This window comes from Vibrio sp. R12-SW3-ISO1 (genome assembly GCF_059834005.1).
This window is the reverse complement of the sequence record NZ_JCBDGK010000050.1, coordinates 74917-96619: the sequence shown is the minus strand read 5'-3', so window position 1 is coordinate 96619 and position 21703 is coordinate 74917. Positions and strand designations below refer to the sequence as shown.

General features: G+C 52.1%; 19 protein-coding genes. 18 read left to right on the top strand and 1 reads right to left on the bottom strand.

Going from position 1 to position 21703, the window contains the following annotated elements; translation table 11 throughout:
* Positions 1–36: 36 nt before the first annotated feature.
* Positions 37–1269 carry a 3-phenylpropionate MFS transporter gene (locus AC6R0R_RS16280; protein WP_500627484.1) on the bottom strand — a complete coding sequence of 411 codons (1233 nt, stop codon included), beginning with the start codon at positions 1267–1269 and terminating at the stop codon, positions 37–39.
* 338 nt (positions 1270–1607) lie between these two features.
* On the opposite strand from AC6R0R_RS16280, the gene AC6R0R_RS16275 reads away from it, so the two are divergent.
* From AC6R0R_RS16275 to AC6R0R_RS16190, 18 genes are all read left to right on the top strand, one after another.
* Entirely contained in the window at positions 1608–3434 is a 1827-nt protein-coding gene (locus tag AC6R0R_RS16275) for a DUF294 nucleotidyltransferase-like domain-containing protein (protein ID WP_500627483.1), read from the top strand.
* Between the two features lie 8 nt (positions 3435–3442).
* The gene (locus tag AC6R0R_RS16270) at positions 3443–4078 is read left to right on the top strand and encodes a 3'-5' exonuclease (RefSeq protein WP_334554707.1); all 636 of its coding nucleotides are present in this window, start codon (positions 3443–3445) and stop codon (positions 4076–4078) included.
* A 209-nt stretch (positions 4079–4287) separates the two neighbouring features.
* Complete coding sequence (gene acs / locus AC6R0R_RS16265) at positions 4288–6240, top strand: acetate--CoA ligase (protein ID WP_500627482.1); 1953 nt, start codon at positions 4288–4290, stop codon at positions 6238–6240.
* A 388-nt stretch (positions 6241–6628) separates the two neighbouring features.
* The gene (gene aroQ, locus AC6R0R_RS16260; RefSeq protein WP_500627481.1) at positions 6629–7078 is read left to right on the top strand and encodes a type II 3-dehydroquinate dehydratase; all 450 of its coding nucleotides are present in this window, start codon (positions 6629–6631) and stop codon (positions 7076–7078) included.
* 95 nt (positions 7079–7173) lie between these two features.
* A complete protein-coding gene (accB, locus tag AC6R0R_RS16255; protein WP_500627480.1) occupies positions 7174–7644 on the top strand; it encodes an acetyl-CoA carboxylase biotin carboxyl carrier protein in 471 nt (156 codons plus the stop codon).
* Between the two features lie 15 nt (positions 7645–7659).
* Positions 7660–9006 carry an acetyl-CoA carboxylase biotin carboxylase subunit gene (gene accC / locus AC6R0R_RS16250; RefSeq protein ID WP_487902789.1) on the top strand — a complete coding sequence of 449 codons (1347 nt, stop codon included), beginning with the start codon at positions 7660–7662 and terminating at the stop codon, positions 9004–9006.
* A 181-nt stretch (positions 9007–9187) separates the two neighbouring features.
* The gene (gene prmA, locus AC6R0R_RS16245) at positions 9188–10075 is read left to right on the top strand and encodes a 50S ribosomal protein L11 methyltransferase (RefSeq protein WP_500627479.1); all 888 of its coding nucleotides are present in this window, start codon (positions 9188–9190) and stop codon (positions 10073–10075) included.
* A 153-nt stretch (positions 10076–10228) separates the two neighbouring features.
* The gene (dusB, locus tag AC6R0R_RS16240) at positions 10229–11191 is read left to right on the top strand and encodes a tRNA dihydrouridine synthase DusB (protein ID WP_500627543.1); all 963 of its coding nucleotides are present in this window, start codon (positions 10229–10231) and stop codon (positions 11189–11191) included.
* A 71-nt stretch (positions 11192–11262) separates the two neighbouring features.
* Positions 11263–11559 (top strand): DNA-binding transcriptional regulator Fis, encoded by a 297-nt coding sequence (gene fis / locus AC6R0R_RS16235; protein WP_000462885.1) that lies wholly within the window; start codon positions 11263–11265, stop codon positions 11557–11559.
* 302 nt (positions 11560–11861) lie between these two features.
* Positions 11862–12035 carry an AlbA family DNA-binding domain-containing protein gene (locus AC6R0R_RS16230; protein WP_500627478.1) on the top strand — a complete coding sequence of 58 codons (174 nt, stop codon included), beginning with the start codon at positions 11862–11864 and terminating at the stop codon, positions 12033–12035.
* 64 nt (positions 12036–12099) lie between these two features.
* Positions 12100–13767 (top strand): DUF8451 domain-containing protein, encoded by a 1668-nt coding sequence (locus tag AC6R0R_RS16225; protein WP_500627477.1) that lies wholly within the window; start codon positions 12100–12102, stop codon positions 13765–13767.
* A gap of 463 nt (positions 13768–14230) precedes the next feature.
* On the top strand, positions 14231–15247 hold the full coding sequence (locus tag AC6R0R_RS16220) for a TRAP transporter substrate-binding protein (RefSeq protein WP_500627476.1): 1017 nt from the start codon (positions 14231–14233) through the stop codon (positions 15245–15247).
* 57 nt (positions 15248–15304) lie between these two features.
* Positions 15305–15865: a TRAP transporter small permease subunit gene (locus AC6R0R_RS16215; protein WP_500627475.1), complete on the top strand. Its 561-nt coding sequence runs from the start codon at positions 15305–15307 to the stop codon at positions 15863–15865.
* A 2-nt stretch (positions 15866–15867) separates the two neighbouring features.
* Positions 15868–17187, top strand: a complete 1320-nt coding sequence (locus AC6R0R_RS16210; RefSeq protein WP_500627474.1) for a TRAP transporter large permease — start codon at positions 15868–15870, stop codon at positions 17185–17187.
* A 77-nt stretch (positions 17188–17264) separates the two neighbouring features.
* A complete protein-coding gene (locus tag AC6R0R_RS16205; RefSeq protein WP_500627473.1) occupies positions 17265–17765 on the top strand; it encodes a gluconokinase in 501 nt (166 codons plus the stop codon).
* The gene (gene gnd, locus AC6R0R_RS16200) at positions 17762–19279 is read left to right on the top strand and encodes an NADP-dependent phosphogluconate dehydrogenase (RefSeq protein WP_500627472.1); all 1518 of its coding nucleotides are present in this window, start codon (positions 17762–17764) and stop codon (positions 19277–19279) included. The genes AC6R0R_RS16205 and gnd overlap by 4 nt, the downstream gene beginning before the upstream one ends.
* 118 nt (positions 19280–19397) lie before the next feature.
* A complete protein-coding gene (gntR, locus tag AC6R0R_RS16195) occupies positions 19398–20399 on the top strand; it encodes a gluconate operon transcriptional repressor GntR (RefSeq protein WP_500627471.1) in 1002 nt (333 codons plus the stop codon).
* Between the two features lie 170 nt (positions 20400–20569).
* A complete protein-coding gene (locus AC6R0R_RS16190; RefSeq protein ID WP_500627470.1) occupies positions 20570–21556 on the top strand; it encodes a sensor domain-containing diguanylate cyclase in 987 nt (328 codons plus the stop codon).
* Positions 21557–21703: the final 147 nt, after the last annotated feature.

Here is a 21703-nt window from a genome sequence, read left to right as displayed (position 1 = left end):
GGCGGCAACTCAATCGACTTGAGTAAATTCTGTGCTTTACGCGCCGCTTTCCGTAGCTTTTTCTCCCTCTTGCGGCTCTGCTTCTTTGGCGACTTGCGCTTCATTGACAAATTGCTCAGAGGTCACGGGATTCTCTTGTGGCGCCACTTTAATAAATAGCGACACAGCACCCATCAAGGCCATCGCCCAGAAGACGTTCGCGCCCCAGTGCTCAAAACCCCAGCCGCTTAAGGTCGTCATCAAAGCAATCACAGCGCCAAGCGGAATGGCATTGTACAAGGCTTGCAGCGCCACCATTTTTCTCTGCTCGGAGTGTTGGATGTACTGAATCGCGGCAATGTGCGCCACCGCAAAGGTCACGCCGTGCAGCAGTTGAATCAGCACCAAAGCGAGCAGTAGCGTCGTCGATGCCGTCATGCCCCAACGCACCATCACCCCAATTGAAGCAAGCGCAAACATAGCGCGCAGTGACCAACCAGAAAACAGTCGCTTGCTCAGGGCAAACACCGCCACTTCCGCCACCACCCCTAAGCTCCACAAATAGCCGATGATGTCTTCCGAGTACCCCGCCGCTTTCCAATGAATCGCACTAAAGCTGTAGTACGCCGCATGACTGCCCTGAATCAGCGCCACCAGCAGGAGAAACTTCACCACTGGTCCTTCACGCAGCAGCTCCATCAGTTTCGGTCTCACGCCTGCGCTGACATCACTGGTCACCGGCATAGGCTGGATGCGCCTTAAACTCATCAGCCAAGCCGCCAACATGCCCGCCATCGCCGTCCACACAATCATGTCGCTGCCAAAATGGGCAACCATAAACCCGACCACGGTCGAGCCGGCAATAAAGGCAATCGAGCCCCACAAGCGCGTGCGACCATAATCGAGCTTATTGAGCCGCGCGTAGTAATTGGCCATCGCATCAGAGAGCGGCACAATCGGCCCGCAGCAAAGGTTAAACAGCACCGTCGCCAGCGCCATTAACCAAAAACTTCCGCCGGTAAAAAAGTGGAAACCAACAAACAGAAGCCCCGCCAAGCTGAACCAACGCAGCGCCGGCATTAAATGCTCCACCTTATGAATGCGCGGCGTTAATACCAAGTTCGCCACGCAGCGCGTCGCAAAGCCAATCCCGACCAAGACACCAATGTCGGTCGGCGTCACTCCTTGGTTTTCAAACCACAGCGCCCAAAAAGGCAAATAGACGCCATAAGCAAAAAAGAACCCCGCAAAATATTGTGAGATCCAACCATAGGGAGAAGGAGTGAACATGCAAACCTCAGTCACGATTAGGGAGTAGACAACGGCGGCATTATGACCGCGTTTGCATGGAATAAAAAGGGAAGAAGTTCCTAGAGGGGAGTTCCTAGTTCCTAGAAGACAGTGCCTAGAAGACAGTGCCTAGAAGACAGTGCCTAGAGGCGAGTGCCTAGTTCCTAGAAGTGGGTTGCTAGAAGCACGAGCCGAGTTCCTAGAATCAGACCTCTAGGAACTAGGCACTAGAAACTAGGCACTCCCCCTATAAGACCAAAGTCGTCTGGCATTTATACGCTGATCGCGCACACTTTATTTATTCACCTACCCCTGTAGAGCGAGAGTGTAGAGCCGCTATGCCTGATAAATTCAATATGCAGTCACCGCCGTTTGATAGGCTGAGTGAAGCGCAGCAAACCGAGTTGCGCTCGGCGCTTGATGTCGCCTATTTCCGCACTAAAGAGAGCTTGATAAAGCCCGGCGCGCGTGTGGATCATCTGCATATTTTGATCAAAGGCGCGGTGGAAGAGCGCTCTCAGGATGGCAACGAAATTTTTGCTCACTACGCCAATGATGACTTGTTTGATGTGCGCGGCCTGTTTGATGGCCAATCTAAGCACCATTACGTGGCGCTAGAAGATACCCTCGCTTACCTGCTGCCCAAAGCGACCTTTATGTCGCTCTACAACGAGAATGGCCAGTTTGCCGCCTATTTTGATACTAACCTCGCGCGCCGTCAGGAATTGATTGAAGCCGCGCAGCAGCAACAAAACCTAGCCGAGTTCATTCTGACCAAAGTCGATAAAGCCATCTATCATCCACCGATGGTGATCGCCCCCAACATGCCGCTCAATGAGGTGACTCGCACACTCAAAGAGAACGCCATCGATGCCGCGCTGGTACGATTAGAAGACGATGATCCAAGGCTTGCCGACCATCCTCATGAGCTGCCCTTTGGCATTGTCACGCGCACCAATATGCTCCATGCGGTCATGCTGGATGACCACCCGCTCGACACCCCAGTGGGCGAGATCGCAACCTTTCCTGTCATCCATGTCGACGATGGCGAGTTTCTGTTTAATGCGATGATCAAAATGACGCGTCAACGCATGAAGCGCGTGATGGTCGCCGATGGTAAAGAAGCGGTCGGCATGCTGGATATGACGCAAATCCTCAGCGCCTTTTCCACTCACTCACACGTGTTGAGTTTGAGCATTGCCAGAGCGAGCAGTGTCGAAGAGCTCGCGCTCGCATCGAACCGCCAGCGCCACTTGGTCGAGAGCCTGCTTGGCAATGGTATTCGCACCCGCTTTATCATGGAGCTGATTTCTGCCGTTAATGAACAAATTATCGAGAAAGCCTTTGAACTGATTGTTCCTCCCGCCCTTCACGATCACTGCTGTTTGATCGTTTTAGGCTCAGAAGGGCGTGGGGAGCAGATCTTAAAAACCGACCAAGACAACGCGCTGATTCTCGCCCCCGATCTGGAATGGCCGCAGTGTGATGCCGTCATGCAGCAGCTGACCCATACCTTGCAGCAGTTGGGTTATCCGCTCTGCCCGGGCAATGTGATGGTCAACAATCCGCAGTGGGTCAAAAGCCAGACGCAATGGAGCGCCACCTTGAGCCGCTGGGCCAAAGCGAGCAGCGCCGATCAGATTATGAACTTGGCAATTTTCAGTGACGCACATGCGGTGGCGGGCAATCTCGCGCTCCTCGACCCCATCATGGAACACCTTCATCGATTGATGCTCAACAACATGTTGGCGCTGCAGGACTTTTGTCGTCCGGCGCTGCAATTCTCTCTGCCACTGACGCTGTTTGGCAACGTCAAAACCGACAAAAAGGGAGTCGATCTGAAAAGTGGCGGCATCTTCCCCATCGTGCATGGTATTCGTACCTTGGCACTGGAATACGGCATTGAGGAGCACAACACCTTTGAACGCATCGAAAGTCTTTCGCGCAAAAAAATCCTCGAGCCTGATACCGCTGACAACCTCAGTGAAGCGCTGAAACTGTTTTTTAAACTGCGCCTTCATCAGCAGCTTGGTAACCAACACACCCACAACCGAATTGACCTCAAACAGCTCGATCGCACCGAGCGCGATCTACTGCGCCACAGTTTGCATGTGGTGAAGAAATTTAAGCAGTTTATCAGCTATCACTACCAGATCCGAGATTGAGGTCATCCATGAACCTATTGATGCGTCGTTACTGGTACTACAAACTCAAAGGCAGCCCCTACCAATCGTTATTTGGCGCGTTGCAAAAAGGGGAGTACGTGTCACTCGATTGTGAAACCACCAGCCTCGACCCTAACCGCGCCGAGCTGGTCACCATTGCGGCGACCAAAATCATCGACAATCGCATCCTCACCAGTGCGCCCTTTGAAGTGCGCCTGCGCGCGCCGCAATCGCTCGACTCGGGCTCAGTGAAAATTCACCACATTCGCCACCAAGACTTGCTCGATGGCATCGATGAAAAGCGCGCTCTGATCAAACTGCTCGATTTTATCGGCAATCGGCCTTTAGTCGGCTATCACATCCGTTACGATAAGAAAATCCTCGACTTAGCGTGTCGTAAGCAATTGGGGTTTCCTCTGCCCAACCCACTCATCGAAGTGAGCCAGATCTACCACGACAAGCTGGAAAAACACCTACCCAACGCCTATTTCGATTTGAGCCTCGATGCCATCTGCAAACATCTCGACCTGCCGCTGCAAAGCCGCCATGACGCGCTGCAAGACGCCATCGCCGCAGCGATGGTGTTTGTGCGTTTAACACACGGCGATCTACCGAGCCTGAACTTGCCCTACGTCTCACGCTGAACGTACGCAAGGAGAGTGCGCGAGATCGCAAAGTTCGCCATTACGCCGACCACGGCCACCGATATCTCGCCCATTCATCCTAAAGTCTAATTGTCGAATCGGGGGCGGTGGCCGAAAGTGAACAGTAATTCAAACGCTCACCGTTTAAAACGACAACAAACAGGACACCTTTGCTTGGCAAGCCCAAGCAGAGCATAAGGAGATTAGCCATGAGTGAAGCCCACGTGTATCCAGTCAAAGAGAACATCAAAGCCACGACCCACGCGGACAATGACACCTACCTTGCCATGTACCAACAATCGGTCACGGACCCAACCGCGTTTTGGAGCGAGCACGGCAAAGTGGTGGATTGGATCAAACCCTTCACTAAAGTCAAAAGCACCTCGTTCGATACCGGCCACGTCGATATTCGCTGGTTTGAAGATGGCACACTGAACGTCTCCGCCAACTGTATTGACCGCCACCTCGCCGAGCGCGGCGATGACGTCGCCATCATCTGGGAAGGGGACGACCCGGCAGACGACAAAACGCTCACGTTTAACGAGTTGCACAAAGAGGTGTGCCGTTTCTCTAACGCGCTGAAAGAGCAAGGCGTACACAAAGGCGACGTGGTCTGTCTGTACATGCCGATGGTACCGGAAGCGGCGATCGCCATGCTCGCCTGTACCCGCATTGGCGCGGTGCACACCGTCGTGTTTGGCGGCTTTTCACCGGAAGCGCTCTCTGGCCGTATTATTGACTCCGACGCCAAAGTGGTGATCACCGCCGATGAAGGTGTGCGCGGCGGTCGTGCGGTGCCTTTGAAGAAAAACGTCGATGAAGCGCTCACCAACCCCGAAGTGAAAACGATTGAAAAAGTCGTGGTGCTCAAACGTACAGGCGGCGACATTGATTGGCACGATCACCGCGATGTGTGGTGGCACAAAGCCACCGCCGCAGCCTCTGATCACTGCCCACCAGAAGAGATGAAAGCCGAAGATCCGCTCTTTATCCTCTACACCTCAGGTTCAACGGGCAAACCCAAAGGCGTGCTGCACACCACTGGCGGCTACCTAGTCTACGCCACCATGACATTCAAATATGTGTTTGACTATCAACCGGGCGAAACCTTCTGGTGTACCGCCGATGTAGGTTGGATTACCGGTCACACCTATCTGATTTATGGCCCGCTCGCCAATGGCGCCAAAACCATTTTGTTTGAAGGCGTGCCTAACTATCCCAACACCAGCCGCATGAGCGAAGTGGTCGACAAGCACCAAGTCAACATTCTCTATACCGCGCCCACAGCGATTCGCGCTTTGATGGCGAAAGGCAATGAAGCCATCGAAGGCACCTCACGCGACAGCTTACGCATCATGGGCTCGGTCGGTGAACCCATTAACCCAGAAGCGTGGGAGTGGTACTACAAAACCATCGGTAATGAGCGATCTCCGATTGTCGATACCTGGTGGCAAACCGAAACCGGCGGCATTTTGATCACGCCGCTACCGGGCGCAACGGACCTCAAACCCGGCTCGGCGACCCGTCCTTTCTTTGGCGTTCAACCTGCGCTGGTCGATAACATGGGCAACGTAATTGAAGAACAAGCCGCTGAGGGTAACTTGGTGATCCTCGACTCTTGGCCAGGGCAGATGCGCACCGTGTATGGCGATCACGAGCGTTTTGAGCAAACCTATTTCTCCACCTTCAAAGGCATGTACTTTACCGGCGACGGCGCCCGTCGTGATGAAGATGGCTACTACTGGATCACCGGCCGTGTCGATGACGTGCTCAATGTCTCCGGTCACCGCATGGGTACTGCTGAAATTGAATCGGCGCTCGTTGCGCACGAGAAAATTGCCGAAGCAGCGATTGTTGGCATTCCGCACGATATTAAAGGCCAAGCCATCTACGCTTACGTGACGCTCATCGACGGCGAGTTCCCTTCTGCCGAGCTGCACAAAGAGGTCAAAGATTGGGTAAGAAAAGAGATAGGCCCAATTGCCACCCCAGATGTACTACACTGGACCGATTCGCTACCGAAAACCCGCTCGGGCAAAATCATGCGCCGCATCCTGCGCAAGATTGCCACCGGAGACACCAGTAACCTCGGCGACACCTCCACCTTGGCCGATCCAAGCGTGGTCGACAAGCTCATCAAAGAGAAAGCAGAGTTGGTTTAAGGGCCTAGTTCCTAGAGGCGAGTTCCTAGAGGGGGACAACTCCAACACTCTCGCCACTCTAGGAACTAGGAACTAGGAACTAGGAACTAAAATTACCCGCCGCGCTTACAATAAGCGCGGCGTTTTTACCTCCCCACTTCCACTCTTATTCCACCCTTATCCCACTCTTATTCATGCGCGAGAAGGCATCAAGCCTAGATCCTCGTCCCACTTCCTGGCTCCCCTACAGGTGATTAGACCAGTAAATTGCTGCTAAATGCGCTGAATTAGCTATAATCTTGGTCAATTTCAAAGATTCGGCTCCGTTTGCATTAAAAATGACATGCCCTATCCTTGATAATATGGGAATATTTGAGTTCATCTCAATAACTAGGAAGATAGCGACACAATGACAGCAAAATCACGCATTCTTGTCCTAAATGGTCCAAATCTCAACCTGCTTGGGCTAAGAGAGCCTGCCCACTACGGCTCTCACACCTTAGCGGACATTGTCGATAGCTTGATGGAACAAGCCCAGCAAGCGGATGTCGAACTGGAGCATTTGCAGTCGAACCGAGAGTATGAACTGATTGAAAAAATCCACGCGTCGCTCAACGAGGTAGACTTTATCATCATCAATCCAGCGGCCTTTACTCATACGAGTGTCGCGCTGCGCGATGCGCTGCTCGGCGTCGCGATTCCCTTTATTGAAGTGCACTTATCCAATGTGCACGCACGTGAACCCTTCCGTCATCACTCTTACCTGTCTGATAAAGCAGTGGGTGTGATTTGTGGTTTAGGTGCACAAGGTTACCAATTTGCGTTGATGGCAGCGATAAACAAGCTCAAGTCAGCGTAACAAGACAACACGCGGCGGACAGATGGACGCCGATACTCACTACTCTGCAGCGCCTTTAGGCGCTGTCTTATTCACAAGATAAAAGAGAAAGACACATGGATATCCGTAAAATTAAGAAGCTTATCGAATTAGTTGAAGAGTCTGGCATTGCTGAGCTAGAGATCTCTGAAGGTGAAGAGTCGGTACGCATCAGTCGTCACGGCGTTGCAGCGCCTGCGCAGCCTGCTCCTATCCAATACGCAGCCGCGCCAGCACCGGTTGCGGCGCCTGCGCCAGCCGCTGCGCCTGCCCCTGCTCCTGCAGCTCAAGAGTCTGCACCAGCAGCAGTGTCTGGTCACCAGGTTCTTTCTCCAATGGTCGGTACTTTCTACCGTTCGCCAAGCCCAGATGCGAAAGCGTTTGTTGAAGTTGGTCAGAAAGTGAATGCCGGCGATACGCTCTGTATCGTTGAAGCGATGAAAATGATGAACCAAATCGAAGCCGATAAATCTGGCGTCGTGACTGCCATCCTTGCTGAAGACGGCCAACCGGTAGAATTCGATCAACCGCTTGTTGTTATCGAATAATAGAGGCCCTCTGTTATGTTAGATAAAGTAGTCATCGCGAACCGAGGTGAAATCGCACTTCGTATCCTTCGCGCTTGTAAAGAGCTCGGTATCAAGACGGTAGCCGTCCACTCAACGGCTGACCGCGATCTTAAACACGTCCTGCTGGCAGACGAGACCGTCTGTATCGGCCCTGCACGTGGTATCGACAGTTACCTCAATATTCCTCGTATTATCTCTGCGGCAGAAGTGACCGGTGCGGTCGCTATCCACCCAGGTTACGGCTTCTTGTCGGAAAACGCAGACTTCGCTGAGCAAGTTGAGCGCAGCGGCTTCATCTTTGTCGGTCCAAAAGCGGAAACCATTCGCATGATGGGCGACAAAGTGTCAGCCATCACCGCAATGAAAAAAGCGGGCGTACCTTGTGTACCTGGCTCAGATGGCCCGCTCGACAACGACGAAGACAAAAACAAAGCCCACGCGAAACGCATCGGCTACCCAGTGATCATCAAAGCCTCTGGCGGCGGCGGCGGTCGTGGTATGCGTGTGGTCCGTGCTGAAAAAGACTTGGTGCAAGCCATTGCCATGACGCGCGCAGAAGCGAAAGCGGCCTTCAACAATGACATGGTCTACATGGAGAAATTCCTTGAAAACCCTCGTCACGTTGAAGTCCAGGTCATCGCAGACGGTCAAGGCGGCGCTATCCACCTTGGTGAACGTGACTGTTCTATGCAGCGTCGTCACCAAAAAGTGGTCGAAGAAGCACCGGCACCGGGCATCACGGCTGAAATGCGTAAGTACATCGGTGAGCGTTGTACCCGTGCGTGTATCGAAATCGGTTACCGCGGCGCAGGCACGTTCGAGTTCTTGTACGAAAACGGCGAGTTCTACTTCATCGAGATGAACACCCGTATTCAGGTTGAGCACCCAGTCACTGAAATGGTCACTGGCATCGACCTCATCAAAGAGCAGCTACGCGTTGCCGCAGGTCAACCTCTGTCGTTCACGCAAGATGACATCAAAATCCGCGGCCACGCGATTGAGTGTCGTATCAACGCCGAAGACCCAGAGCGCTTCCTACCTTCACCAGGTAAAATTGAGCGTTTCCACGCCCCTGGCGGCATGGGCGTACGTTGGGAATCGCACATCTACTCTGGTTACACTGTGCCACCGCACTATGACTCGATGATCGGCAAACTGATCACTTACGGTGAGAACCGTGATGTCGCGATCGCACGCATGAAGAATGCACTCGGCGAACTGATCGTCGAAGGCATCAAAACCAACGTGCCACTGCAAGAGATGATCATGAATGATGAGAACTTCCAACACGGCGGTGCCAACATTCATTACCTAGAGAAAAAGCTCGGTCTAAACCACTAATTCTCTGAGTGACAACGCTCTCTCCTAACGCCCAGCCCACCGCTGGGCGTTTTTATTCTTCACAGTCCCCCTCTAGGAACTAGGAACTAGGAACTAGCAACTAGCAACTAGCAACTCCCCCCTCTCGCTCAATTCTGCTACACTCTGCGCCAATTTCCTTTTTATCGAGCAGAGCCAGACCATGCCTTGGATTCAAATCAAACTCAACGCGACCAATGAAAACGCTGAACCGATCGGCGACATGTTAATGGAAGAGACCGGCGCCCTATCGGTCACCTTTTTAGACGCGCACGATACGCCGGTCTTCGAGCCGCTGCCGGGTGAAACGCGCTTGTGGGGCGACACCGACATCCTTGCACTCTACGATGCCGAAGCGGACACCGATTTTGTGCTGGCACAGATGACGCAAAGCGGCCTGCTTCCTCAAGGGTTTGCGTACAAAGTGGAACAGCTTGAAGACAAGGATTGGGAGCGAGAGTGGATGGACAACTTCCACCCAATGAAGTTTGGTGAGCGTTTGTGGATTTGCCCAAGCTGGCGAGATGTCCCAGAGCCAGACGCGATCAATGTGATGCTTGACCCTGGCCTAGCATTCGGTACCGGTACTCACCCCACCACGGCGCTCTGCCTAGAGTGGCTAGAGAGTCTCGATCTATCGGGCAAAACCGTGATCGACTTTGGTTGTGGCTCAGGCATTCTGGCGATTGCAGCAATCAAACTGGGCGCAGAGCGCGTCATCGGCATCGATATCGATCCGCAAGCCCTGCTCGCCTCAAGAGACAACGCAGAGCGTAACGGTGTGGCCGACAAACTCGATGTCTTCCTTCCTCAAGATCAACCAGAAGGTCTGGTTGCCGACGTCGTAGTGGCGAACATTTTGGCCGGTCCACTGCGTGAGCTTTCTGCCATCATCAAGTCTTTAGTTAAGCCCAATGGCGAGCTCGCGATGTCTGGCGTCCTCGACACTCAAGCGGAAGATGTGGCCGACTATTACCGTGATGAGTTTCACATTGATCCTATCAAAGAGCAGAGTGAGTGGTGCCGCATAGCGGGTCGCAAGCAAGGCTAGATAAGACTTTCAAGGCTAATTGACTGAATTTCATACAATTTAACAAAACAAATTGTCAATGCTCAAATATTAGTCTTTTCACGGCGTAAAAAAATGCGTAAAATGCGCGCCCTTGCTGGGGACTATTCATCGAACAGAAGCTGTGAAGACGTTTTGAAAATCGGACACTACCAACTTAAGAACAATCTCATCGTCGCGCCTATGGCGGGTGTCACGGATAAACCGTTCCGTGAGTTGTGTCTTCGATATGGGGCAGGCATGGCCGTCAGTGAAATGATGTCGTCCAATCCGAAACTATGGAAAACGTCCAAATCTAAGCAACGCATGGTGCATGAAGGCGAATCGGGCATTCGCTCTGTGCAGATTGCGGGCGCCGATCCACAGTTGATGGCCGACGCAGCGCAATTTAGCGTTGAGAACGGTGCGCAAATCATCGACATCAATATGGGTTGCCCAGCAAAAAAAGTGAATAAAAAGCTCGCGGGTTCTGCGCTGCTCAAGTTTCCAGACATCATCGAAGAGATTCTGAAAGCGGTGGTCAACGCAGTGGATGTCCCTGTGACACTCAAAACTCGCACAGGCTGGGATACAGACAACAAAAACTGTGTCCAGATCGCTCAATTAGCCGAAGACTGCGGCATTCAGGCCTTGGCGCTGCATGGCAGAACCAAAGCGTGTATGTACAAAGGTGAGGCCGAATACGACAGCATTAAAGCGGTAAAAGAGGCCATCTCAATACCGGTTATCGCGAACGGTGATATCGATAGCCCAGAGAAAGCCAAACACGTACTGGAGTACACCGGTGCGGACGCCTTAATGATTGGACGCCCTGCCCAAGGTCGTCCGTGGATTTTCCAGGAAATCCAACACTATTTGGAAAACGGTACCACGATGCCTGAGCTTCCGGTTTCGGAAGTGAAAGACATCCTGCTCGGTCATGTGAACGCTCTCCATGAGTTTTATGGTGAGTATTTAGGTCCACGCATTGCGCGTAAGCACGTGGGTTGGTACCTAAAAGAGCATGAACAAGCAAGTGAGTTTCGCCGGACCTTCAACGCCATTGATGTAGCCGAGCTGCAACTTGAAGCGTTAGAAGGGTACTTTGATTTAGCCTAATTGGCGGTCGCTACGACGCAGCCATGCGGGTTTAACGTTGCATCATAATTAAGAGAAGAGCTAGACCGAATATGTTCGAACAAAATCTGACTTCAGAAGCATTAACAGTAACTACAGTAACGTCGCAAGACCAGATTACTCAAAAGCCTTTACGTGACTCTGTTAAAGCATCTCTTAAAAACTACTTGGCACAACTGAACGGCCAAGAAGTCACAGAACTCTACGAATTAGTTCTAGCTGAAGTAGAACAGCCACTACTAGACACCATCATGCAGTACACTCGCGGTAACCAAACGCGCGCAGCAACCATGATGGGTATCAACCGCGGTACTCTTCGCAAGAAACTTAAGAAATACGGCATGAACTAATCATTCATTGCTCAATGATTAACATTGAAGGCCTGTGTAATCACACAGGCCTTTTTATTTATCCCTTGATCAGCGTTGCCCCTCAAATTCCCTCTAACACTCAAAGGATCTCTGCTCGATATTGTGCCGTTTCTGGTACAATCAGGCGCATAAACTCTTTGTAAATTTGCCGTCGCAGAGCAAATTGAGCAGACCAAGCAATTTAAAAAAGCCCGTTGCAACAGATATTTGTGTGAGGAACCATTGCAGAGTTAACCATAAATAGCCTCGAAGATATTCACGCCCTGCAAGAGAGCGCTGAAGTGGAGTGCAAACTCGCGGGTGGTCGTGACGGCAAAGGCGCAGTCCCTAACGATATGTGGGAAACCTATAGCGCGTTTGCTAACACCCGTGGTGGCGTCATTCTGCTGGGTATTAAAGAAAAACGCGGTCAGTTTACCTTTGAAGGCATCGTAAACCCTGCCCCCCTTGGTTAAGAACATTGTTGATACGGCCAACAATCCCAACAAGGTAAGCTGCAATCTGCTCAGCGAGCGAGACGTGTGCGTTGAGGTTATCGATGGTAAGTCTCTTATTCGTATCGATGTACCGAGAGCGCCGCGCAAAGAGCGGCCAGTTTATATCAATGGTAACCCTCTTACAGGTAGCTTTGTTCGCCGTTACGAAGCAGACCAGAAGTGCTCTGCTGATAGCGTCAAACAGATGATGGCCGAGCAAGAGAACGAGCGTGACCAACGCATTTTAGAGCACTTTACCCTTGATGATATTGAGTCAGAAAGTCTGCGCGTTTATCGTCAAATGTTTAAAGATGCCAAGCCTCAGCACCCTTTTTTAGAACTCTCTGATCAAGAATTCCTGCGCTCAATTCGTGCTTGGCGGCGAGATCGCGCATCGGGTATTGAAGGGTTAACATTAGCAGGCCTAGTGATGTTTGGCCGCTGGGATGCCCTACAGGATGCTTTTCCGGCTTACTCTCTAGACTACCAGGAGAAGGACGACAGCTCGCACCGCTGGATAGACCGTATCTACACTGATGGTTCGTGGTCTGGCAATGCTTTTGATTTCTACCGTAAGGTTTATCGTAAACTCACCGCCGACTTAAAAGTGAGCTTCCAGTTGAGTAATGGTCAACGCCTCGACACCTCTCCGGCACATGAAGCCATTCGAGAAGCTTTGGTTAACACGCTGGCTCATGCTGACTTTGATTCAGAAGACAATATTTTAATTGAAAAGCACCCCGATTTTATTGGTTTTCGTAATCCTGGCTTAATGCGCATTCCAGTACTGGAAGCCATTGCTGGTGGCAACAGCCAGTGCCGCAACCCCGCTATTCATCAAATGTTCTTAAACATTGGTCTGAGTGAAAAAGCAGGCTCCGGCATTCCTAAAATATACAGCAACTGCCGCAGCCAAAACTGGCAACCGCCGCACCTCTATGAAAAGCACGAACTAGGTCAAACGCTGCTCGAACTGCGTATGGTGAATTTATTGTCACCAGAGCTCCACCAGCAGCTCGTCGACCTGTTTGGTGAAAACTACAAACAGTTGAGCGAGCTAAAACGCACCATACTGATCACGGCGGTCACTGAATCTTGGTTTAACCATGAGCGCATCTGCTCCCTCACCTCTGAGCACACCCGAGAGGTCACACTGGCGCTGAGCCAATTGGTCTCGGCAGGGTATTTAGAGTCGGCAGGCAAACACAAAGGTAAAATCTATCACCTAAAAGGGATTGAAGTCCCTACCCCAGAGAATGAGGCGGGCAAGAGCATTAGTTTTGTCGCCTCACCGAGTACGGCGCAACTGTCTTTGTTTGATAGCGAAGTGCCGGAGTTAAACTCACAAAGTCCGGACCTAACGACTCAAGGTCCGGACCTAACTCCGGAGCAACATGACAAGTTTGATCAGCAAGCTCAAAATTTATGGGCTGAGCTTAAGAAAATAGCCAACTCCGTTGCTCAACTCACTGGCAGAAACAAATCGAAAGCAATCATCGAGCAAACCCTGATTGAGTTATGCCGAGCCGCTGAACCTCAGTGTCTCAAGCTAGCAGATATCGCCAGTTTATTGGATATGAAGCCAGACACACTCAGAAGAAACTACCTAAGCCAGATGGTAAAACAACAGAAACTTTTCTTAGTCTATCCGACTATCCCAAACCATCCAGAGCAAGGCTATACCACTAAAAACAATACTAAACAGGACTAAAGCAGCACAAGAAGGCAATAACAACAATGGCTTATCAATCAAACTAACCGTTAGAAGATAACCTGATCACGTAGCTCAGTATGCAGGGCTTTGAGATTGTCGCACTCAAAGACAACGACGCCCTTGAAGCGAACCTTAAAGCGCAGTTAGAGCGAGTTAATCACTGCGTACTGTCGGAGTCCGTTTTTTCAAACGCATCTCAAAGGGTCTTTCGCAAGAAAGACCCTTTTTCTTTGTCTGTACTTTGCCATCGGCAGGATGAGACCTGCCTCTCACTCTAATCAATCATTCCTTTCATCAATAGATAAATGCGATCTATCTCACTGCGCAAGTTAAATGTTACCGGTAACATTTTAACAATAAGTTACCGGTAACATAACAATTACATCCGTACCTGGCCGACGTGATTGGCCAAGGTGGTTAACTTGGAAAACGTGAACATCAAAAAAAGGATACCCCTACTATGAAACCTCTCTCTCAAACCCTGCTGACGATCACCATGACGGGACTCTTCTCTGCCTCTGCGTTGGCAGCGGACTTTACCTTGAAGATTCAATCGTCGGATCCCTCGGGTGATTTGAACTTCAAAGTACAGCAACGCTGGGCTGAGCGCGTTGAAACCATGTCTAGCGGTCGTATTGACATCGACCTTCTGCCTGTCGGCTCGGTCGTCAAACACACTGAAACCTTGGGTGCGATTAAGATGGGCATCCTAGATGGCCAAGTGACGGCGACTGGCTACTTCTCTGGCAAAGATCCGGCGTTTGGCTTGATTGGTAACATGGTGGGTGCGTGGTCCGATACGACTCAGCTGCTGCAATACATGAATTATGGTGGCGGTAACGAGTTGATGACCGAGTTGTATGCGCCCTACGGCGTGAAATTTGTCGGCGCCTCGACCACGGGTGTGGAATCCTTCATCTCGAAAAAACCACTCAACGGCGTAGATGATCTGAAAGGATTGAAACTGCGCGCCCCTGAAGGTTTGGTGCAGCAGGTCTTCGCGGCAGCGGGGGCAACACCAGTGAACTTGCCGGGCTCTGAAGTCTTTACCGGCCTGAGCAAAGGCGTGATTGACGCGGCGGATTACACCGTGTTCTCCACCAACCAAAAAGCGGGCATGAATGACATCGCCCCTCACCCTGTCCAGCCGGGCTTCCACTCTTTACCGTTGATTGATATCTCTATCTCGCAGAAAAAATGGGACAAGATGCCAGCCGACCTGCAAACCATCTTGCAAACTTCAGTGCGTGATTTCTCTTACGACATGACCACTCAGCTGAAAATTGCCGACCAAGCAGCAGTCAAAGAGGCGCAAGCCAATCCAGACATCACCATTCATAACTGGTCAGATGAAGAGCGTAAGAAGTTCCGCGAAATCGCCAAAACACAATGGAAAGTGTTCGCTGAGCGCTCACCTAACGCGCAGAAGGTGTACGACTCTGTGACCAGCTTCCTGGAAAACAACGGCTTACTATAACGTCTCACACCCCCATTGGGAGGGCGCACTTGCCCTCCCTTTAGCTTGGAAAAGATTATGCCCGAGAAAATGCCTCACACGCCATCGGCGCCTGAGGAGCGTCCACGCAATCTATTGGACGCGGCCATCATTAAATTGAGCCACCTCCTCAGCAGCCTGTTTATCGTCACCGTACTGATTTCCTTTTATGAAGTGGTGATGCGCTACGCCTTCGACGCCCCGACCACCTGGGTACATGAAACGGCGTCCTTTATCGGCGGCAGCTTGTTTGTGGTCGGCGGCATCTATGCCTTTGCGACCAACAAACACGTGCGCGTCGTGCTGATTTACGATGCGGTGTCAGCAAGAACACGCCAATACCTGAATATTGTCCATCATATTGTGGGCCTCGCCTTTGCGGGCATGTTGGCGTACGCCGCCTATTCATTGGCCGAAGAGTCTTGGTTCACCCCTTGGGGCGAAATGCGCTTAGAAACCTCAGGTTCGGTGCTCAATGCCCCTTACCCTGCGCTACTGAAAGGGCTGATTTTTGTTGTGCTGTGCATACTGGTCGTCCAATTTATCCTTCACCTTATTCAAGACATTGCCGGACTCAAGCCGTCAAATAAGGAAGAGTAACCATGTTTGATTTATCTTCTATCGGAATCGCTTGGGGCAGTGTGCTGATGCTGGTGATGATGATCGCCTTACTGCTCACGGGTATGCAGCTGGCCTTTGTCACAGGTTTTGTCGCGATCTTCTTTACTCTGTGCTGGTTTGGGCCCGATGCTTTGCCTCTCATCGCCAGCCGTACCTATAGCTTTACCTCGGGCTATGTGTTTCTCGCTGTGCCTATGTTTGTCTTAATGGCGGCGCTGCTCGACCGCTCGGGCATCGCCAAAGATCTGTTTGATGCCATGAAATCACTCGGGCGCAAAGTGCGCGGCGGGGTGGCGGTCCAAACCTTGTTGGTTGCCGTGTTGCTTGCCTCTATGTCCGGCGTGATTGGCGGCGAGACGGTACTGCTTGGCATCTTGGCCTTGCCACAAATGCTGCGCCTTGGCTATGACCGTAAACTTGCCATCGGCACCACCTGTGCGGGCGGCGCATTAGGGACCATGCTGCCACCGAGTATCGTGTTGATCATCTACGGCATGACAGCCAGCGTCTCGATTGGCGATCTGTTTAAAGCGTCTTTCTTGCCGGCCTTTATCTTAGCGGGCTGTTACATCGCTTATGTATTGATTCGTTGTAAGCTCAACCCCGCCCTCGCCCCGATCCCCAGTGATAGCGGTGAAGACGACGACGAACCACAAGTCAGTTACTTCAAAGCGCTATTCTTCCCACTGCTTTCTGTTGCCGTGGTACTGGGCAGCATTTACACCGGGGTGGCCTCCGTCACCGAAGCGTCTGCATTGGGTGTGGTGGGTATCATGCTATCGGCGCTTATCCGCGGTGAGATGAACTACACCATGCTCAAAGAAAGCGCCATCGCGACCATGCGTACCTGCGGTATGATCATGTGGATCGGCATCGGCGCCAGTGCACTGGTGGGCATTTACAACCTAATGGGCGGCATCGATTTTGTTGAGGAGGTCATTCTCAACCTCAGTGGTGGTAGCGCGATCGGTACCTTGCTGATCATGATGGTGATTCTGCTCGTGTTGGGGATGTTCCTCGACTGGGTTGGCGTTGCCTTACTGACCATGCCTATTTTCGTTCCAATTATTACCGGATTGGGTTTTGATCCGATTTGGTTTGGTGTGGTGTTCTGCTTAAACATGCAAGTGTCGTTTTTATCACCGCCGTTTGGCCCCGCTGCGTTTTACCTGAAATCCGTTGCGCCGCCAGACATTAGCCTTGGTGAGATTTTCACCTCGCTGCTGCCGTTCATTGCACTGCAAGTATTTGTGCTGAGCTTGGTGATCGTATTCCCTGAATTAGCCATGTGGTGGCGCTAGCCACCACCACAGACATTCGTCTTTTCTTTGTATTGATGCCCTAGCGGTTTTGTTAGGGCTAAGGATCGTATTGTCCAATGAAAGCAAAAAAAATCTTAGTGATGGGCGTCTCGGGCTGCGGCAAAAGCACCGTCGGTCAAGCGATCGCACGCGCCCTCTCCCTGCCCTTTTTCGACGGGGACGATTACCATCCTCCCGCGAATGTGAGCAAAATGCGTCAAGGCATTCCACTCGATGATGAAGACAGAGCCGACTGGCTCGCCACGCTCAACCGCCTCTACCTTGAGCATGACGCCGCCGTTATTGCCTGCTCCGCTCTCAAGCCGGAATACCGTGAGCGACTGCGCCGCAACAATGAGCAATTAGTAGTGGTGTATCTCAAAGGGGATTTTGACACCATTTGGTCACGCCACCAAAAACGGGCCAACCACTATTTTAATGGTGAAGCCATGCTGCGTAGCCAGTTTGAAGCGCTCACTGAGCCAAGTGAAAGCGAAGCCTTACACATCCCTATCGATGGCTCGTTGGATACCGTGGTCGCGCGCGCGATTAGCGCCATCAAGGAGGCAAACGCATGAAGCACGCCGATATCGCCATGATTGGCCTTGGCGTCATGGGACGCAGTTTGGCGCTGAATCTGGTCGAGCATGGCTTTCAAGTCACGGGCTATGACATCAGCGATGCTCACCGTCAGCGTGCCGCCGACGAGGCGAAGGCGCTCTCAAGCCCTGACGGCGCGCTGTTGGTCGCCTGTGATCTCAAACAACTCATCACCACACTCAGCCCGCCACGGGTGATCGCGCTATCAGTGCCCGCTGGTGAGATTGTCGATAACGTCATTGACGACCTATTAGCGGCAGGGCTTGAGTCCCAAGATATTGTCATCGATACCGGCAATAGTTTGTGGCGTGATAGCGAAGCACGCGAGACGCGCTATGACGGACAATGTCATTTTTTCTCCACCGCTGTGTCGGGTGGAGAAGTCGGTGCCAGGCATGGCCCTTCATTGATGGCCAGTGGCAATCCAGAGGCCTGGCAGCGCATTCAACCGATGTGGACGGCGATTGCCGCGAAAGTGGATAACCAAGGTCAACCGGTCGGCCCATTTGATGACGGCGAGCCCTGCGCTGCCTACCTTGGCCCTGCGGGCGCAGGTCATTACGTGAAAATGGTCCACAACGGGATTGAATACGCCGACATGCAGTTGATTTGTGAGGCGTACCATTTTATGTCGAGTGCGTTAGCGCTCAGCGCTGGCGAGATTGGCGAGATATTTACCCGTTGGAACCAAGGCGTACTCAACAGCTATTTGCTTGAAATCAGTGCGGACATCTTGCAAACCCAAGACCCAGTGACCGGCGCTGCCTTTGTCGATATTGTACTCGATAAAGCGGAGCAAAAAGGCACCGGACTGTGGACCGCCGTCAACGCGCTGCAAAGCGGCATTCCTGCCCCGACCATTGCTCAAGCCGTCTTTAGCCGCGCGCAAAGCAGCCAAAAATCACTGCGCCTGCAAGCGGCCTGTCACTTTGACAACAAGTACTTTGACGACAAGCACTTTGCCGAACGTACGCTTGCACTCCAAGCACATGAGCGTGACGCTGCGCTGAGCGATCTGCACGATGCGCTATACTGCGCCAAACTGGTGGCGTACGCGCAAGGGTTTGATCTGATGAGCGCGACGTCAAAAGAGCAAGGCTGGGACTTAGACTTTGCCACCATTGCGAAAATATGGCGGGCAGGCTGTATTATCCGGGCGGGCTTTTTGCACTCGATTCGCCAAGCGTTCGACGCAGACCCTACCCTGGCGCATTTATTACTGGCACCCACCTTTAGCGCGCAGCTCAAGCGCTATCATCAAGGCTTTCGCCACACCATAGCTCGCAGTGCACAACTCGGCATCCCCATGCCGGCCATGAGCTCAGCGCTGCACTATTTTGACGGCCTGCGCACGCCCATCTTACCCGCCAATCTGCTGCAAGCGCAGCGCGATTACTTTGGCTCACACACCTACTCTCGCATCGACGAAGATGAACATCGCAAGTTCCATCTCAACTGGAGCGATGTGCCACGGACACAGTCAAACGCCTAAAAAAACCGCGCTCAACCTCGGATGAGCGCGGTTTTTGTTACCTGAACCAACAAACTGCGCGCCATTTACCGCTATGATGTTACCAGTAACACTGCCCTATCCATTGTAGATAAGTTTGATGGCCACCAAGAAAAAACGCCCCACATTACAAGATATCGCCACCCGAGTTGGCGTCACCAAAATGACCGTCAGTCGCTGCTTGCGCGATCCTTCTCAAGTCTCTGAATCCCTGAAAGACAAAATTCAGCAAGCGGTGGATGAGCTCGGTTATATCCCCAATCGCGCACCGGATATTTTATCCAATGCCAAATCCAATGCCATCGGTGTGCTCGTCCCCTCGCTCACCAACCAGGTGTTTGCGGAGGTGATTCGTGGTATAGAGTCGGTGACGTCGCCCGCCGGTTATCAAACCATGATTGCCCACTACAGCTACAGCACGGAGCTAGAAGAGCAAAGCATTGCCTCGCTACTCTCGTACAATGTGGATGCGATCATTTTGTCTGAAAACGTCCATACCGACAAAGCGCGCAAAATGCTGCAAACCGCCGCTATCCCGGTGGTTGAGATCATGGACAGCGTTTCTCCTCGAATCGAGCAAGCCGTAGGGTTTGATAATGCCAGTGCGTCCAAGGCGATGACTCAAGCACTGATCGACAACGGCCGTCAACACATTGCCTATTTTGCCGCGCGATTAGATGAACGTACTCGACAAAAGCTGGCAGGCTATCAAGATGCGATGACACGCGCGGGCCTCACCCCTATCCGTTTACTCACTGAAGAAGCCTCTTCTTTTACGCTCGGCGCCAAACTGCTGCGCCAAGTGATGCAAGAACACCCCAAGGTGGATGGCATCGTATGCACCAACGATGATTTGGCCATCGGGGCGTTTTACGAGTGCCAGCGTCGTGGCGTAGAAGTACCCCAGCACATGGCCATCGCAGGTTTCCACGGCCATGATATTAGCCAGGTGATGAAGCCACGCCTCGCCACTGTTGTGACGCCGCGTGAAGCGATTGGCCGAGTCGCCGCAGAGCAGCTGATTGCGCGGCTGCAAGGTCAAAGTGAGTGGCAAAGCTGCATCGATCTTGGTTATCGCATCGAAATGGGCGAGAGCATTTGAGCTCAATTTGCACACGCGTTGTGATATTGAGCGAAAAGTCAGTCATTCAAATCACTAATTAGATTGACAATTTAGCAACAACTTAGACCCGAAGTGTGACCTAGAGCGATTACACTGGCTGTCTCATCCGTTAAAATAACGTTTTTGCTCAATTATCAGGAAGATAGATCATGCCAACAGACAGCCGAGAAGAGTGGCTGAGCTATGTGCTAAGCTCGTTGCCTGATCACGTCTTTATTCTCGATGAGCAAGGTCACTATACCGACAGCTTTGGCGGCGCGCACTTTGCCGCAGGGTTTGATGTCGAGCGCTATACGGGCCTCCACCTTAGCGACGTTTTGGTCGCCAACAAAGCCAATCAACTGCTCAGCTACTTAGAAGAAGTGTTTGAGCACAAACGCGACAAAGTGGTCAAATACGCCATCGCCCCGACCGACTTACTGATGATGCCGATTGATAGCATTGAGTCGATGGGTGCAGAGAGCGAAAACTGGTTTGAAGCGATCCTGCGCTACGTGCCGAAAAGCTCGGCCCACGGCCCGCGCGTAATTTGGTCAGTGCGCGACGTCACCCGTACGCACCTGTTAGAGCAAGAGCTAAAAACCTTATCAGAGACTGATGAGCTCACGGAAATTCTCAATCGCCGCGCGTTTTTCTCTGGCCTCGATAGTGCCTTACTCCGAGCTCAAAAGCAGCAAGTGCCGCTCGCTTGTCTGATGATAGACATTGACCACTTCAAAGAAATTAACGACCAAGTCGGTCATTTGTCTGGCGATGAGGTGATCAAGCACGTCGCGCAGATCTGTAAACAGGTGGTGCGAGGCAGCGATTATCTTGGGCGTCTCGGCGGTGAAGAGTTCGGTGTCGTGCTCAGCCACACCAACGCGATTGACGCCTACGACGTCGCAGAGCGCATCCGTGAGTCGATCGCAACGACGGAATGCCAAGTGGAAGGCCACGCCATTCATCCTACCGTCAGTATTGGCATTTCGGAGGTCACCTCCTCCATCGCCTCAAGCAAAGACCTGCTAATCCAAGCCGATAAAGCGATGTACTACTCCAAACAGACCGGCCGCAACCAAGTCACCCTCTACCACGATGGTCTCCCTGACATGAAAGCCAGCGCAACCAACGCCAAAATCCTCTACGCCTCCTAACCCTCTTCCTTCCACTCCCCCTCTAGGAACTAGGCACTAGGAACTCTCCCTCTAGCAACAATAAATTTGATTTTTTTTGCGATGCCAAACGATTGCGCGAGCTTTTTAGCGCTAACTTGGTTAGAATACGCGCCATAAATTACCCCT